The sequence below is a fragment of the Streptomyces aquilus genome (assembly GCF_003955715.1).
In the GTDB taxonomy this organism is placed as follows: domain Bacteria; phylum Actinomycetota; class Actinomycetes; order Streptomycetales; family Streptomycetaceae; genus Streptomyces; species Streptomyces aquilus.
Window position 1 is genome coordinate 9,139,983 of the sequence record NZ_CP034463.1, and the last position, 15,536, is coordinate 9,155,518.

The 15,536-nt window shown below is 71.0% G+C and carries 13 protein-coding genes and 1 pseudogene; 5 read left to right on the forward strand and 9 right to left on the reverse strand.

Going from position 1 to position 15,536, the window contains the following annotated elements; translation table 11 throughout:
- Nucleotides 1-10: 10 nt before the first annotated feature.
- The 3 genes from EJC51_RS41855 to EJC51_RS41865 are packed head-to-tail and all read right to left on the reverse strand — an operon-like array spanning nt 11 to nt 3,285.
- Nucleotides 11-1,354, reverse strand: coding sequence for an ABC transporter substrate-binding protein (locus EJC51_RS41855; protein ID WP_208870776.1), 1,344 nt, complete (start codon nt 1,352-1,354; stop codon nt 11-13).
- 10 nt (nt 1,355-1,364) lie between these two features.
- Nucleotides 1,365-2,300 carry a carbohydrate ABC transporter permease gene (locus EJC51_RS41860; protein ID WP_126275877.1) on the reverse strand — a complete coding sequence of 312 codons (936 nt, stop codon included), beginning with the start codon at nt 2,298-2,300 and terminating at the stop codon, nt 1,365-1,367.
- 19 nt (nt 2,301-2,319) lie between these two features.
- Nucleotides 2,320-3,285 (reverse strand): carbohydrate ABC transporter permease, encoded by a 966-nt coding sequence (locus EJC51_RS41865; RefSeq protein WP_126275878.1) that lies wholly within the window; start codon nt 3,283-3,285, stop codon nt 2,320-2,322.
- A gap of 170 nt (nt 3,286-3,455) precedes the next feature.
- On the opposite strand from EJC51_RS41865, the gene EJC51_RS41870 reads away from it, so the two are divergent.
- Nucleotides 3,456-4,619: an ROK family transcriptional regulator gene (locus EJC51_RS41870; protein WP_126275879.1), complete on the forward strand. Its 1,164-nt coding sequence runs from the start codon at nt 3,456-3,458 to the stop codon at nt 4,617-4,619.
- A 137-nt stretch (nt 4,620-4,756) separates the two neighbouring features.
- Nucleotides 4,757-4,921, forward strand: a complete 165-nt coding sequence (locus EJC51_RS48010) for a hypothetical protein (RefSeq protein ID WP_165951053.1) — start codon at nt 4,757-4,759, stop codon at nt 4,919-4,921.
- 75 nt (nt 4,922-4,996) lie between these two features.
- Here EJC51_RS48010 and EJC51_RS41875 read toward each other — a convergent pair whose 3' ends face one another.
- The 3 genes from EJC51_RS41875 to EJC51_RS41885 all read right to left on the reverse strand — a co-directional run bounded on the left by EJC51_RS41875 (nt 4,997) and on the right by EJC51_RS41885 (nt 8,377).
- Complete coding sequence (locus tag EJC51_RS41875; protein WP_126275880.1) at nt 4,997-6,376, reverse strand: S1 family peptidase; 1,380 nt, start codon at nt 6,374-6,376, stop codon at nt 4,997-4,999.
- 111 nt (nt 6,377-6,487) lie between these two features.
- Nucleotides 6,488-7,309, reverse strand: coding sequence for an SAM-dependent methyltransferase (locus EJC51_RS41880; protein ID WP_126275881.1), 822 nt, complete (start codon nt 7,307-7,309; stop codon nt 6,488-6,490).
- 51 nt (nt 7,310-7,360) lie between these two features.
- A complete protein-coding gene (locus EJC51_RS41885) occupies nt 7,361-8,377 on the reverse strand; it encodes a hypothetical protein (RefSeq protein ID WP_126275882.1) in 1,017 nt (338 codons plus the stop codon).
- Nucleotides 8,378-8,496: 119 nt separating this feature from the next.
- Here EJC51_RS41885 and EJC51_RS41890 point away from each other — a divergent pair, with 119 nt between their 5' ends.
- Complete coding sequence (locus EJC51_RS41890) at nt 8,497-8,877, forward strand: PPOX class F420-dependent oxidoreductase (RefSeq protein WP_126275883.1); 381 nt, start codon at nt 8,497-8,499, stop codon at nt 8,875-8,877.
- Nucleotides 8,878-8,935: 58 nt separating this feature from the next.
- Here EJC51_RS41890 and EJC51_RS41895 read toward each other — a convergent pair whose 3' ends face one another.
- From EJC51_RS41895 to EJC51_RS41905, 3 genes are all read right to left on the reverse strand, one after another.
- Nucleotides 8,936-11,704: an alpha/beta hydrolase gene (locus EJC51_RS41895; RefSeq protein ID WP_126275884.1), complete on the reverse strand. Its 2,769-nt coding sequence runs from the start codon at nt 11,702-11,704 to the stop codon at nt 8,936-8,938.
- Between the two features lie 190 nt (nt 11,705-11,894).
- Complete coding sequence (locus tag EJC51_RS41900) at nt 11,895-12,308, reverse strand: Zn-ribbon domain-containing OB-fold protein (protein WP_126277338.1); 414 nt, start codon at nt 12,306-12,308, stop codon at nt 11,895-11,897.
- Nucleotides 12,309-12,475: 167 nt separating this feature from the next.
- Nucleotides 12,476-13,231, reverse strand: coding sequence for a TetR family transcriptional regulator (locus EJC51_RS41905; RefSeq protein WP_126275885.1), 756 nt, complete (start codon nt 13,229-13,231; stop codon nt 12,476-12,478).
- Between the two features lie 209 nt (nt 13,232-13,440).
- Here EJC51_RS41905 and EJC51_RS41910 point away from each other — a divergent pair, with 209 nt between their 5' ends.
- The gene (locus EJC51_RS41910; RefSeq protein ID WP_126275886.1) at nt 13,441-14,535 is read left to right on the forward strand and encodes a LacI family DNA-binding transcriptional regulator; all 1,095 of its coding nucleotides are present in this window, start codon (nt 13,441-13,443) and stop codon (nt 14,533-14,535) included.
- 145 nt (nt 14,536-14,680) lie between these two features.
- Nucleotides 14,681-15,481 (forward strand): annotated as a pseudogene (locus tag EJC51_RS49440) (ABC transporter substrate-binding protein); the annotation flags it as partial.
- Nucleotides 15,482-15,536: the final 55 nt, after the last annotated feature.

A 15,536-nucleotide genomic window follows, 5' to 3' on the forward strand; every position in this document is an offset into this window, starting at 1 on the left:
GATGTGCCTTTCACTGGCCGAGGATGAAGTTGATCTGGTCGTTGGTCTTGGTCAGTCCGCTCACGGGGGCGCCGTTGGCGAAGACGTCCTGCATGGCCGGCCGCATCAGCGCGTACACGTCCGCCGCGTAGTCGGTGACCGGGAAGGAGAACGTCCGGGCGTGCCGCTTGTCGGTGACCGGTTCGGTGAAGGCGGACACGTCGATGCCCTTCTTCCGGTACGCCGCCACGGCCGCCGCGGTGCCGTCGGGGGTGGCCGGGAAGACGATGCCGTAGCCGCCGACGGTCTTCTGGCACTCGTCCGAGGCCAGGTACTTCACCCACTTCTTCGCGCCCTCCTTGTTGCGGGCGTTCTTGGTGACCGAGTCGGCGAGGCCGTTCATCATGGTGGCCCGCTTGCCGCTCGGGCCGGTGGGGGTGACGGCGGTGCCGACGTCGAGGCCCTTGGTGCCGTAGTACGTCGAGATCATCCAGGCCCCGTCGAAGGCGGTCGCCGCCCTGCCGGAGGCCACCTGGGCGTTGGCCGGGTTGGCGCCGTCGGTGTAGTCGGTGTAGGGCGCGAGATAGCCCTTCTTCGCGAGCCCGAAGTACCAGTCGATCACCGACTGGAAGGTCTTGCTGTCGTACGCGTAGGAGTCGCCCCAGCGGGCCTTGTCCGTGTAGTTCCAGCCCGCCGAGGCGGTGAACGGGCTCCAGGTGGTCTGCCCGTCGCTGTCGCCCGCGCCGCCCGTGGCGAGGCCGTACACCTTGACGTGGTTCTTGTCGAAGCCCGGTTCGTCGCCGCGCCTGCCGTCGCGGTCGACGGTCAGATGCGCGATGGCCTTCTCGAAGGTGCCGCCGCCCTTCGGGTTCCAGGACAGGGAGTTGAGCCGGTCGGCGGTGAGGCCGGCGGCCTCGGTGAGCTTCTTGTTGTAGAAGAGGGCGACGGTGTCCCAGTCCTTGGGGGCGCCGTAGCGGTGGCCGTCCTGGCCGATCCAGTTCGCGCCGAGCCCGGCCTGGTAGGCGGAGTCGTCGATGCCCAGGTCGTCCAGCGGTTCGAGCACGTCGAGGTCGGCGAACTGGCCGAACTTCTGGATGTGGTCGGTGAAGACGTCCGGCTGGGTGCCCGCGATGAAGCTCGCGGTGAGCTTGGTCCAGTAGTCGGCCCAGCCCATCTGCGTGATCTTGACGTCGAGGCCCGGATTCTCCCTCTCGAAGCCCTGCGCGCAGGCCTGGTAGGCGGGCAGCTGGTTGGCGTCCCACAGCCAGTACGTCACGGAGCCGGCGCCCGAGCCGGCCGCGCCGCCTTGCGCGCACCCGGAGACCAGGGACAGCGTCAGCGCTCCGGTGAGCGCCACCACGGTTCGAATTCGCATCCCGGTCCCCTTACTTGACGCCGGTGAAGCTGATGGTGCTGACGATGCGGCGCGCGAAGACGCCGAAGAGCAGCAGCATGGGAAGGGCCGCGATGAGCGTGGCGGCCATCAGCCCGGACCAGTCGTAACCGGTCTGCGGGGTCTGTGCCCGGAAGATGGCGAGCGCCACGGTCAGCACCCGCGAGCTGTCGCTGTACGACACCATCAGCGGCCAGAAGTAGTCGTTCCAGGAGGTGATGTACGTCAGCACGCCGAGCGTGAGGATCGGCGTGGACGCCATCGGCAGCATCACCCGGAAGAAGATCCTGACCTTCCCGGCGCCGTCGAGCAGCGCGGCCTCCTCGACCTCGCGGGGCACGTTCATGAAGAACTGCCGCAGGAAGAACACCGCGAACGGCGTCATGAACATCGTCGGCAGGGCGATGCCCAACAGGTTGTCGATCAGGCCGAGTTGCTTGATGAGCACGAAGTTCGGCAGCAGGGTGAAGATGGTCGGCACCATCAGCCCGGCCAGGAACAGCCCGAAGACCTTGTCCCGGCCGCGCCAGCGCAGCCGGGCGAAGGCGTAGGCGGCCATCGCGGAGCAGAAGATCTGGCAGACGGTGATCAGGGTCGAGACGACGACCGAGTTGATCAGATAGCGCCAGAACTTCAGCCCGCCGGCCGCACCGCCCTGGGCGATCGCCTCCTTCGTGGACTGCAGTCCGAGCGCCCGCTCGAAGCCACCGGTGGTGAAGTCGACGGGCAGCGGGTCGCCGGGGTGGGCGGCCAGCGCGGTGTTGGAGGACAGCGCGGTGCGCAGGATCCAGTAGAACGGCAGCAGGGTCACGAGCACGATCGCGGCCATCACCACCCAGGCCGCGACCCGGCCCACGGAGGGCCGGCGCCTGAGCGGTCGTACGGACACGGGACTCGTCCTGGTCGGCGGAGCGGTCACAGCGGCCATGTCGGTGTCTCCTCTCTCCTCAGCCCAGGTCCGTCTGACCGGCGCGGGTGATCCGGTACTGGAGCACGGTGATCGCGCTGAGCACCACGAGCAGCGCCACCGACATCGCGGAGGCGTAGCCGAACTGGAAGCGGCCGAAGGCGGAGCCGTAGATGTAGAACTGCAGGACGTTGGTGGCGTTCGCCGGACCGCCGTTGGTCGCCACGGCGACCGTGTCGAACACCTGGAACGATCCGATCACCGTCATGATCAGCACGACCGCCAGGACCGGACGCAGCAGCGGCAGCGTGATCCGCCAGAACATGCGCCATTCGCTCGCGCCGTCCACCTTCGCGGCCTCGTACATGTCGTTCGGGATGGCCTGGAGCCCCGCGAACAGCAGCAGGGCGGTGTAGCCGACGTGCCGCCACACGTTGATCAGGGCGATCGTCGGGATCGCCCAGGTCTCGTCGTTGAGGAACGGGATGCGGTCGAAGCCGAGGCCCGCGATGATCTCGTTGCCGATGCCGAGCTGGGTGTCCAGGACCCAGAGCCAGACGATGCCCGCGACGACGTTCGACATCAGATACGGCGTGAGCACGATGCCGCGCAGCACCGCCGACTGGGTCAGCCGCTGGAGCAGCACGGCGATGGCGAGCGCCGACACCGTCTGCACCCCGATGTTGATGACCACGTAGACGACGGTGACCCGCAGCGAGTCCCAGAAGATCGGGTCGTGGACCATCCGGTCGTAGTTGTCGAGACCCACCCACTGCGCGGGCGTCAGCAGGTTGAAGCGGGTGAAGCTCAGATAGATGCCCCGCAGCGTCGGCCAGAGCAGGAAGACCAGGAAGCCCAGCAGCGCCGGTGCCAGGAACACCGCGGCGAGCCGGCCGTCCCCGCCGCCTTCCCGGGCTTTCGCTGCCCTCGTCCTCGGTGTCGTCCGTGCGCCCTCGGCGCCGCCCACGGGGAGGCGCGACGGAGGGCTGCTGGAGGCGATGGTCATCGGGAGACTCCCTCGTCTGCGGCGGCTCATCCTCGGGTCACTTACTTTTGTGGCGAAAGAATAAGGGCGTCAAGAGGTGTGCAATCATCTTTTCCCAGCCACTCACTCCCTCCTAGACTGGTCATATTGCTTCCATGGCAAAAGAAAACGAGCGGGGGATACTGACCGTCATGACCGCAGCAGCCGCCAGCTGGCACCCCCTGAGTCCCGGTGAGCGCTCGGTGGCGATCGAGGTACTCGTCCACGGGCCGCTGTCGCGCTCTGAGCTCGCGCGCCGCCTCGACCTGTCCGCGGGCAGCCTCACCCGGCTCACCAAGCCGCTCATCGAGTCCGGGCTGCTGATCGAGGTCCCCGAGGCGGGCGGCCCCGCCGAGGTGCGCCAGGGCCGCCCCTCGCAGCCGCTCGACGTCGTCGCCGACTCCCGTTCCTTCATCGGCTTCAAGGTGACCGGTGACATGGTCTACGGCGTCGTCACCACCCTGCGCAGCGAGATCGTCGCCCGCCACGACCGCGCTCTCACCACCCACGACCCCGCCGAAGTCGCCGACGTGCTCGCGGAGATGGCCGACGAGCTGTCCCGCGCCCACCCCTCGCGGGTCGCCGGAATCGGCATCGGCGTGGGCGGGCTGGTCCAGGGGCGGGCCGTCGTGGGGGAGTCGCAGTTCCTGGGCTGGCGGGACGTCCCGCTCGCCGAACTCGTCGAGGACCGCACGGGGTTGCCGGTCGTCGTGGAGAACGACGTCGCCGCGCTCGTCGAGGCGGAGACCTGGTTCGGCGCCGGCCGCGGCCTCGAGAGGTTCGTCGTGCTCACCATCGGCGCCGGCGTCGGCTACGGACTGGTGCTGAACGGACGGCGGGTGCCCTACGCCGAGGAGGACCGCGGCTTCGGGCGCCACTGGATCGTCACCCCCAACGGCCCGCTCACCCCCGAAGGCGAACGGGGCAGCGCCGTCTCCCTGTTGGCCATCCCCAACATCCGCTACCAGGTGCGGGCCGCGACCGGCCGCGACCACACCTACGAGGAGATCCTCGCCCTCGCCGCCGCGGGCGAGCCCATGCCGGCCCGGGTCATCGACGAGGCCGCGCGGGCGCTCGGCACCCTGATCGCCCAGATCGCCAACTTCGCGATGCCGCAGAAGATCCTGCTCGCCGGTGAGGGCGTCGGCCTGATGGACGTGGCGGGCAAGGTCGTGGACGGCACCATCCGCTTCCACCGGCATCCCCTGGCCGCGCCGATCGACCTGGAGACCAAGGTGTCCGACTTTCACGACTGGGCGCGCGGAGCGGCTGTCCTGGCCATCCAGGTCCTGGTGCTCGGCACCGCGGAAGCGTGAGTTCCACCACGTCTGAGCTGGGCGAACTCCCTGACCGGGGTGGACAGATGGACGTGATCAGCAACACGGTCCGAAATGTCCGTATTGCTCGTACTTACTCACGGCGCCTTCACTTCGGGGCCCGTATGCTTCACATCATGTCCACCAGTGTTGAACCCGCCTCCGACAGGTCGGCTGACGAGGTCAACGAGGAGATCCGGGCCCTGTGGTTCCGGTCGGGCGGGACACTGAGCGGCGAGCAGCGCGAGGAGTACCAGCGGCTCGTCCTGGAGTGGGCCGCCGCGGCCCCCCAGCCGGCCTGACATCCAGCCTCGGAAGACACTCAACGCCACCTGAGGCACCCGTTTCCACGGGTGCCTCTTTTCTCCTGTCCGGCATCAGCCCCAGGTCGCCGAGTAGTACCGCTGGTACGCCTTGCGGTCCTGCTCCGCCCGGATGTACCGGGTCGCCACCAGCGCGATCAGACTGCCCCCGACGACCAGCAGCCCCGGGCCGACGTTACGGGTGTCCGTGAGCCGGGCCAGCAGCGTCTCGCCCTCCGCGCCACCGCCCGTCGCGGGCGCCGAGGACCCCGGCGTGGCCGCACCCGGAGCGGCCGCGCCCTGGGGGGCGGAGGCGGACGGAGTCGGTGCGCCGCTCTGCTGCCCGCCGCCCGCGGGAGCCGACACCAGCAGCTGCACCCCGAGCTGGTTCAGCGCCGCCGTCACCGGCTGGAAGAACGTCGTACCGCCCGACGTGCAGTCACCGCTGCCGCCCGAGGTCACCCCGAGCGCGATCCCCTCGGAGAACAACGGGCCACCGCTGTCCCCGGGTTCGGCGCACACGTTCGTCTCGATCAGCCCGGTCACCGTCCCCTCGGGGTAGTTGACCGTCGCGTTGAGCCCCGTCACCTGACCGTCGCGCAGCCCGCTGGTGCTGCCGCTGCGGAACACCCGCTGCCCGACGGCCGGATCGGCCGCGCCGGTGATCAGCACGCCCTTGCCACCGCCCACGGACACCACCGCCGCGCCGTCGCCCGCCCGGCCGCTGTCGTACTTGACCAGGGAGAAGTCGGCGCCGGGGAAGTTCTGCACGGTCGTCTCGCCGAGCTGGGTCCGGCCCCGGTTGTCCGCGAACCAGACCGACCCGGTGGGCCCGCAGTGCCCGGCGGTGAGGATGAAGTCCTGCTGCCCGTCGGTCACGTTGAACCCCGCCGAACAGCGCCCGCCCGTCGACAGGATGGGCAGCGCGCCGTTGATGCGCGGGGTGAAGGTGCCCTCGGTGCGCTCCATGCGCACGAAACCGCCGATGCGCTCGGCGACTTGGGTGAGCCGCTGCCAGTCGGCGGCGGACACGGTGCTGTCGGCCCGTACCACCACCTCGTTGGTCCGGTAGTCGACGGCCCACGCCGTCCCCGCCACCCGGGGCGCCGAACGCAGCGTCCCCGTAGCCGACTTGAGTTCGTCCATGTTGTGCGGGACGACCTTCGCCGTGGCACCCGCCTTGCGCACCTGCGCGGCGGCGTCCTGGTCGGTGACGGCGACGACCTCGCGGCCGTCGTCCCCGATCCAGCTGCCCGCCGTACGGGAGGTGCCCAGCCGCGACACCAGCTCGGTGCCGGTCTGCGCCGCGGACGCCGCGGTCGTACGGGGCAAGGCGGAGGGGCCCGCGGGTTCGCTCGCGACGGCGCGGGTGACCATGGTGCCGCCCAGCAGGAGTCCGCCGACCGCGGCCAGCCGTGTCACTCGCCGGACCATCCGTCGTCGTGCGTGCCTCATGCATGGCTCCCGAACCCCGAACGTGCGGCGGCAACACCGCGGGGCCTCGGGGAAGTCGAGTGCCCTCCCTTCATACGCGCCCCACGCCTGCCGTGTTCACCACGGCAGGGATCACTTCTTGCGGCCGACCCCGCCGTAGAGCGCCACCTCGGCAGGCTCGGACCCGTGCGCGCCCTCGGCCCGCCACCGCGAGCACGACACCACTCCCGGCGCCAGCACCTCCAGACCCTCGAAGAACCGCGCCACCGCCTCGGGCGAGCGCTGGGTCAGCCGGGGCGTGCCGTGCGCGTTCCAGAACCGGACGGCCGCGTCCACGTCGGGCATCGCCGGATGGACCACGGTGTGCGACAGGACGAGGTGGCTCCCGGCGGGCAATGCGTCCATGAGGCGGCGCACGATGCCGTACGGGTCCTCGTCGTCCCCGAGGAAGATGACCACGCCGAGCAGCATCAGCGCGACCGGGCGGGTGAAATCCAGGGTGGCGGCGGCCCGTTGGAGGATCGCGTCCACGTTGCGCAGGTCCTCGTCGAGGTGGTCGGTGCGGCCCTCGGGCGTACTGGTGAGCAGCGCGCGGGCATGGGCCAGGACGAGCGGGTCGTTGTCGACGTAGACGACCCGCGCGTCCGGGGCGAGACGCTGGGCGACCTCGTGGGTGTTGTCCGCGGTGGGCAGGCCGGTGCCTATGTCCAGAAACTGCCGGACGCCCGCCTCGACGACGAGATGGCGCACCGCGCGGCCCAGGAACAGCCGGTCGGCGCGGGCGTACTCGTCGATGGCCGGGTGGAGTTCACGGATGCGGTCGCCCGCCACCCGGTCCACCTCGTAGTAGTCCCCGCCGCCCAGCCAGTAGTTCCAGATCCGCGCCGTGTGCGGCTGCAGGGTGTTGATCCGGCCACGCAGGGACGCGGCGGCGGTCGGCGAGTGGTCCGTCACGGGGCTCTGTTCTCCTGGAGTGCCGGCTCGGATACTGCGTCAAGGCGCAATCTAGACCGCGAAGTTGACGTCTGCCGAGGGTGCGGGGGCAACTCCGTCCACCGGGCCCGGCCAGAGCACCGCCCAGCTGCGCCCGTCGCCCCACACCGACGTCGGCCCCACATAGGGGCGCAGCAGCTCCACGAGCACCGGATCGACATGGCCGTTGAGCACGTCGGAGGCGACCTTGCGGGCGATGCCCGCGAGGAAGTCGGCCAGCTGGATCCGCGGATCCCACCGCGCCTGGACCAGCTCCATGCCCTCGAACCCGGCCCCGGCCCGCACCGCCTGCCGCTCGATCCAGGCGATGCGCTGCTCGGTGAGCATGTTCTGCCGGTCGTGCACCACCCGCACCGTCCGCCCGCCCGCGCTCCAGTGCGCGACCGTGTGCACGATGGCGGGCAGCAGCGGATTCAGCACGGGAATCAGGGGCGGCCCTTCGAGCAGCCGCGCACGGTAGGCGTCGGCGCGGGGCCGGGCGGTCGCGAGCCGCTCCAGGATCTGCGACCGAGGCCGAGCGCTCCGCAGGTCGTCCACCGTACGGAAGAAGCCGTCGACGGCACCGTCCGCCTCCCCGTCGAGCCGCACCCGCAGCAGCCGGTTGGCGGCGTCGAGGAAGCCCCGCCACCGCTGCGCGCCGACCGCCGGCCGGTCCTCCCGGTACAGGGCGAGCGCCTCGGTCCCGTCGCCGAGCAGCAGGTCGACGGTCCGGTTGACGACGAAGTACGCCTTCTCGGTGAGATGGACATGGGCGTGGCCGTCGATCGGACCCGAGGGCGAGAGCAGCCACTCCAGGACGTCCCGGTGCTTCTCCCGCAGCAGATGACCCGCCTTGTACTCGGTGGCGGGCGAGCGGATCCGGTCCCGGACCTCCTGGACGTACGCGGCGGCGACCTCCAGCGGCAGCGACACACTGCCGTGCGCGAACACATCGGTGTTGCCGCCCGTGAGGTTCTCCCCGTCCGACCCCGACTCGTCGCAGACGACTTCCAGCGGGCCCCGTACGCCGTGCTCAGGATTCCAGGTCACGCACAAGCCCCCTGTCCGGTCCGTCACCCCCAGCATCCCCCGGCCGAAACCGGAGGTGAACCGAATTGTTCGCGCGCCCTGGCGGCGGCGGTCCGGCGCCCGCTGCCTAGACTCCCGCCATGAGTGACACGCCGCTGGAGCGGCTCGCTGCCGGCAAGTACCTGTTGATCACCAGCTACCGCAAGAACGGCACCCCCGTCCCCACCCCGGTGTGGGTGGTCCGCGACGGGGACGCGCTCGGTGTGTGGACGGTCGCCGACTCCTGGAAGGTCAAGCGGATCCGGAACCGGGCCGACGTCCTCGTCGGCCCCTGTGACCTGCGCGGCAACCCGACCGGCGATCAGGTACCGGCCACCGCCGAGATCTGCGACGCCGGGACCAGCGCCCGGTACCGCACCCTGATCGCACGCAAGTACGGCGTCACGGGCCGGCTCAGCCTTCTCGGCAGCCGGCTGCGCCGGGGCGTGGACGGCACCGTGGGCCTCCGCATCACCCTGTGACGACCGAAGGGGGCACGGACCGACTCGTCCGTGCCCCCTTCGGCTGTGTGCGGCCCCGTTACGAGGCGTCCAGCACCGTCCCGGTCAGCACCGGGCGGTCCGGCAGCGGCTCGGCGTCGTAGTCGGTGAGCGCGAGACGCATCGACTCGGTCGGCTCGGCCACCTGGTCCCGGATCGTCACCACGTCGAAGTCGGTGCTCGTGTGTCCCGCCGGGATGGTGAGCCACACCCACAGGTTCGCCCGGGACAGCGGCCGCTCCGGGTCCGGTACGTCACCGGAGTAGTCCAGGAGCCACTGCGGGTCCACGTCCTTCGTGGACAGCTCGGCCCCGTCCGTGACCGGCAGCACCCGCACGGGCTGCCAGATGTCCACGGCCGCGGGCTCGGCCAGCGACAGCCGCCACTTGAGCGTCTCGCCCTCGGTCACCCGGTCGGCGACCGGGGCCAGCGTGATCACCGGCTCGGGGTCGTCGTTCTGGACGGTGATCCCGCCGCGGTGCGCGCCCACGACGGCGCCCCGCACCGCCTTCACCGCGATGTCGTGCTGCTTGTCGTAGTCGAAGGTGGTGTCCCCCTTGACCTCGACCGGTACGTCGATGGCGTCGCTCCCGGGACGCACGGTCACCAGCTTCTCGGTGCCGGAGCCGGTCTCCGGGTCGAGCACGTACACCCGGACCTGGCCGCTGCCGTGACCGGAGATCTTTACCGGGACCCGGTAGGTGACGGTGCCCGAGTCGCCCTCCTTGACGACCGTGCGGCCGACGTCGACGCGGGGCAGGGCCGCCGCCGTGACCGCCGGGGTACCGGGGGCCCAGCCCCAGGCGTCCATCAGCCAGGCCTGCCCCGAGCCGGAACGCGGGGTCAGTGCCAGGGACTTGAGGTGCGTGAGGTCGAGCCCCGCGCGGGTCGCCGCGGTGAGCGGTACGCGTACCTCGCGCGCCCAGTAGGAGGCGGTGCGGTCGGTGCCCGGCAGGCCGTCCACCTGGACGCGGCCGAGGGCGGCCTTGCGTCCGGCGGCGTCGGTGACGGACACGTCGAGCTTGGTGCCCGTGGTGTTCGGCGGTACGAAGACCCGCAGCGCGAGCTTCTGCGAACCGGCCAGGGACAGCGGCTTGTCCGGGGTGATCCGCGCCGCGGTGCCCGGCGCCGACCACTTCAGGTCGACCGCGCGGCGGCCCGTCTCCCGCTCGGTCTCCCACCACGCGAAGTGCGGCGACGCCCCCTGCGTGTCCGCGGGCAGACAGGCCGCGGCGGGGTCGGGGTCGATCGCCGAGCACAGCCGGGCACCGGTCACCGCGACCGGGCCGTCCGGCAGGAAGCCGCCCGTACGTCGGCCGCCGACCGCGTGGGTCAGCACCCGCGCCGGGTCCGCGGACGGGGCCCGCTTGCCGGAGCCGTCCAGCAGCGGGCGCACCTTGTCGTCCCCGGCGAGGAACAGCCGCGCCGCGGCGGCGATGTAGGTGGCGCCCGCCTTGTGCTGCTGATCGGCGGTCAGTCGGGTGGCCGTGCCCGGATCGCAGACGCGGTCGGGCCGCTCCTCGTCCTTCCCGAAGTCGTCCCAGGCGGGCGCCTGGGCCTGGCCCGGGGTCCACTCGCTGTTGAAGTAGTTGTGGTTGGCGCCGACCACGTACACCGCGCTGTGCAGTGCGCGGCCCCGGCTGATCCCGCGCGTCCCGTCGGTGAACACCTCGCCCTGGAGGTCCGACACATCGCCGTCGCAGCCCGGCAGCAGCGTCACCGACGGCACGTCCGCCACCGGATTCTGGCCGAAGATCGTCGGTCCGATGAGCACGGTCCCGCGCACCTTCCAGCGCACCGGGCCCCGATAGCCGTCCTGGGCGGCGGGCGCCGGGTACAGGCTGTCCATGGCGGCCCGGTTGACGCCTTCGCCGCCGCGCGAGTGCCCGACGAGCAGGACACGGGAGAGATCGGCCTTCGCGCCCTGACGTACGGCGGCCGGAGCGGTGTTCGGCCGGGCGGCCCAGTCGGCCCAGTGGGCGAGGTGCAGGCGCACCAGCGAGGAGCGCGCCTGGGCGCCGGCGTCGTCGGCGTCCGCGTCCTGGGCGTTGATGCCGTTCGCCGAGACCGACACCGTCACATAGCCCTGGGAGGCCAGGAGCCGCTGGTCGCGCAGGTAACCGAGATGGCTGGGGATCGGCTTGTACCCGTCCGCGCAGGGCCAGTCGCCGGTCACGTCGTCCTCGGAGCCCGGCTTGTAGCAGGTGGAGTGACGGCCGTGCAGGAACAGGGCGAGCGGCCGCGCACCGGTGGCACCCTTCGGGGCCACGACCTCGGCCCGCATCTCGATCGGCTCCTTGTAGCCGGGCAGCCGCACCGCGGGGAGCGAGTACTCCCCGCTGACCGTGCGGTACGAACCGGGCTTGCCCGGGTCGACGGAGTTCGCGGGCAGCGCGGCCGGCTGCCGCGGAGCGGCCCCGGAGACCTTGTCCCGGTGACCCGCCGCCGCGTCCAACCGACGTCCCCCGGCCGTCACTTGAAGGTCGGTCAGAGCGCCGGTGGCGGCGTCCGCGAGGTCCAGCCGGAAGGTGCGACCGTCCTTCGCCGGCCGGGGCACCCCGAGCAGCCGGTCCCCGGCCCGGAACTCGACGCGGGCGTCTCCCATGGGGACGGGCTTCGCGGCGCGCCAGACCAGCTTCCGCGCCGCCCCCTCCCCGTCGATCCGCCACCCCGGCGGCAGCCCGTTCTCCCCACTCGCACTCAACACCCCCGCATCAGGCGCCTGTTGCGCCTGTACCGGTCCGGGCGACCCCACGAAGGCCGCCAGCACCGCCACGGCGGTCACACATATTCGCCGGGCACGGATCAAGTCCCTCTCCTCAACACCCCGAGCGCAGGCGTCCCGTCGGTCCCGGAAGCCTCTCGCGCCCCGGAGGACGGGTGACAGACGCCTGTGGGTTGTCTGTGCGAGGGGACGGAAAACGACCGAACGATGCGATCAAGCCAGCGGAGAGCAGCCGGACTGGTCCGTCAGGTTCCTTACGCGCTCATTCCGGCCGTCAGGTCCAGGCGCGGTAGGGCTCGTCGAGCAGTTGGAAGACGGGCTCGCCGCGGACAGGGTCCTTGGCCGTGGACAGCCGCACCCGGTCGCCGCTGTGGATGCCGATGGGCGGGCCCATGACCCGGCCGCGGACGACGAAGCCCTCGGCCATCTCGATCATCGACACATTGCGCGCGCCGGGGGTGTTGCGGTGCACCACGGTGGAGTGCCGGACCGTCCCGACACCTTCGCTGCGCTCCGTCCGCAGGTCGCTGCCCTGGCAGACCGGACACAGCAGCCGGTGGTACATCGCGGTGCCGCACCAGTTGCAGCGCTGGAAGACGATGGCGTTCTGGTCGGGGGCCGTGGGCTCGAGGACGGCCGCCGCGGAACCGGATGACTGATGAGCAACGCTTCCTGAGTAGTGGTACACGCTGGTCAACTCCCTGCGCTCGACCGGAATCCCACGTGCGCGGGTCACCCGGGCACGGACGTGCGCGGCGCTCCGTGCGACCGTGCACATCCGCAGCGTATGGCACTCAGTGTCATCCGTAAAGGTACTCGGTACCCCAGAATTTCGGAGGCCGGTCGACGGCCGGGTCAGCCCTGCTCCGGATCGCGGCCCAGCGTGGCCTCGATCTCCTGGACGACCCGCCACAGCGGCGCCCCGCGGCGGGAGACGAGGACCACGACGTCCTCGGAGCCGTCGGACCGTCCGGGGTCGGTGGGGGCGGGCGACGGGCCGAAGGCCGACTGGACGTAGCCGAGCGCGTGGTCCATCTCCGTGCCCACGTCGCCCTTGCCGTCCGAGCGCAGCCACGAGCGCAGCGCGTTGTTGTGCGCGGCGGCGACGGCCGCCGCGATCACGTCGGCCCGGAGCGACCCGTCGCGCCGCCCGGCGAGGCGACGGCGCAGGTACTCGGCGAACGCCCGCTCATAGCGCCACACCACGGACAGCTCGTACGCGCGCAGGCCGGGGACCTTCTTGGTGAGCCGGTAGCGCTGCACCGAGAAGGTCGGGTTCTCGGTGTACATCCGCAGCACCAGCCGGACCGCCTCGCAGACCCGCAGCACCGGGTCGTCCGCGTCGTCGCCGGCCGCGAGGAACTCGGTGACGTCGGCCAGGCAGCGCTCGTGGTCGGGGAAGACCACGTCCTCCTTGGAGGGGAAGTAGCGGAAGAACGACCGCCGACCCACGCCGGCCAGCGCCACGATGTCGTCGACCGTGGTCTGCTCGTACCCCCGCTCCAGGAACAGCTGGAACGCCGCCGCGACCAGGGCGTCACGCATGGGCGGCTTGGCGGCCGCCGTTTCCGTCTTCTCACCGCGCCGGGGCGCCGCGCTGCTGGAGCTCATGGACGGGAACGTAGCACCGGTACGTCCTGTATGGCACTCAGTGCGCTTCGACTGGGGGACTGAGTGCACTCCGAGTGTGTCGACGACGTGTGGCGATCGTATTGATCGGAAGTGATCGATACGCTTGTGGGCGTAGAGTGAGCGGCCCGGGATCACGCTCCGCGTCGGCCCCGAGAACGTTCGTCCAGGCCTCGCACCAGGGGGATTCCATGCGACTGCATGTCGACCAGCGTCATGAGCGAGTGCTCGAACTCGTCCGGCAGCGTGGCAGCCTCCGGGTCGCCGAACTCGCCGCCGAGCTGGGGGTGTCCGCGGTCACCCTGCGCCGCGACGTGGAGGCACTGGCCGCGCAGGGGCGGGTGCAGCGGCTGCACGGCGCGGTGGTGTGGCCGGGGGAGAGCGCGGCCGAGACCCCGGTGCGGCCGGAGCGGGCCCAGGGCGCGGTGATCGGGATGATCGTGCCGAACACCCAGAACCTCTTCGCGGACATCGTGCACGGCGCGCGGGAGGCGGCCGCCGCCCAGGGCGCCCGGCTCGTCCTGGGCGTGACCGGATATGTGGAGGCCGAGGACGCGGTACAGGCCGAACACCTGGTCGCGGGCGGGGCGGAGGGGCTGATCGTCGCGCCGAGCTGGTTCGACGGTGTCCCCGTGGACGGCCAGGAGAAGTGGCTGCTGGAGCACGGCGTGCCCGCCGTCCTGGTGGAACGCCTGGCCCCGCCCACCAACCCCGCGGCGGCGCTCGACCGGGTCCGCACCGACCGCGCCCACGGGGCGGCCGTGGCGGTGAGCCACTTCGCCGCGCTCGGCCACCGCAAGATCACCGCCGTGTTGCAGGAGGGGCCGCACGCCGCGCAGATCACCGCGGGTTATCAGGCCGCCGTGCAGTCCCTGGGCCTCGACGTCGCGACGGGCGCGCCGACCGTGCGGGAGCACGGCGACTACGAGGCGAGCGTCGACTACCTGGTCGAGGCGGTGAAGAAGCGCGGTGTCACCGCGGCCCTCGTGCACAGCGACGCCGACGCCATCGTGCTGGTGCCGCGCCTCCAGGCCTGCGGTATCCGGGTGCCCGACGACCTCGCGCTGATCGTCTACGAGGACGAGGTGGCCGGCCTCGCCGACGTGCCCCTCACCGCCGTCGCGCCGCCCAAGCGGGCGGTCGGGGAGCTCGCCGCCAAGCTGCTCCTCCAGCGGCTCGCGGAGCGGTCGGGCGGGGCGGCGGACCCGGCGCCGCGTCAACACCTCGATCTCCTCCCGGAGTTGAAGATCCGTGCGTCCTGCGGAGGCCGCCGCCCCGCGAACTGAGCGTCCTGAAGTGAAGTGATCGCCTACTGAGCGATGTTCGATCGTTTTGATTGTATTGCGCGAACGCTCTTGACTCTGATCGTCCGCGCACAAAAGATGTCCTGCGACCGCCTCTTCCCGTTCGAGGTCTCGTAGGAGACGTGCAATGACGCGCACTTCACGTTCGTTCCGTACCGCATCTCTCGCCGCGATCGCGGTGCTGGGCCTGCTGGCCACCGGCACCGCCTGCGGCGGCGACGACTCGTCGGGCGCCGCGTCCGACGGCAAGCCGGTCACCCTGACCTACTGGACCTGGACACTCGGCGCCAAGTCGACCGTCGAGGCGTTCAACAGAACGCACCAGGACATCCAGGTGAAGCTCGCCGAGATACCGAGCGGCACCGAGGGCTACAGCAAGCTCGCCAACGCCGTGAAGGCGGGTAACGCGCCCGACGTGGCCACGATCGAGTACCAGATGGTCCCCGAGTTCGCGAGCCAGGGAAACCTGATCGATCTGACCAAGTACGCCGGCGAAACGGTCAAGTCGAAGTTCCCGGAGTCCGTTCAGAGCCTGGTGACCTTCGGCGGCAGGACCTGGACCGTGCCCTACGACGTCGCCCCGCAGCTGTACTACTACCGCACCGACCTGTTCAAGAAGTACGGCATCGAAGTCCCCAAGACCTGGGACGAGTTCAAGGCCGCCGCGGAGAAGGTCAAGGAGCAGGACAAGAACGTCCGCCTCGCCTCCATGCCGAAGAGCGACCCGGCGCTGCTGGCCGCGCTGTCCTGGCAGGCCGGCGGCAAGTGGTTCGCGACCGAGGGCGACGCCTGGAAGCCCGGCGTGAACGACGCCGCCACCCAGAAGGTCGCCGCCTACTGGGACGGCCTCGTCAACGACGACCTCGTGCAGTCCTACGCCGGCTGGAGCCCCGAGGAGACCAAGGCGCGCACCTCCGGCAAGACACTCTCCTTCCTCGGCGCGTCCTGGTCCGCGGGCGGCATGAAGACCTCCATGCCCGACC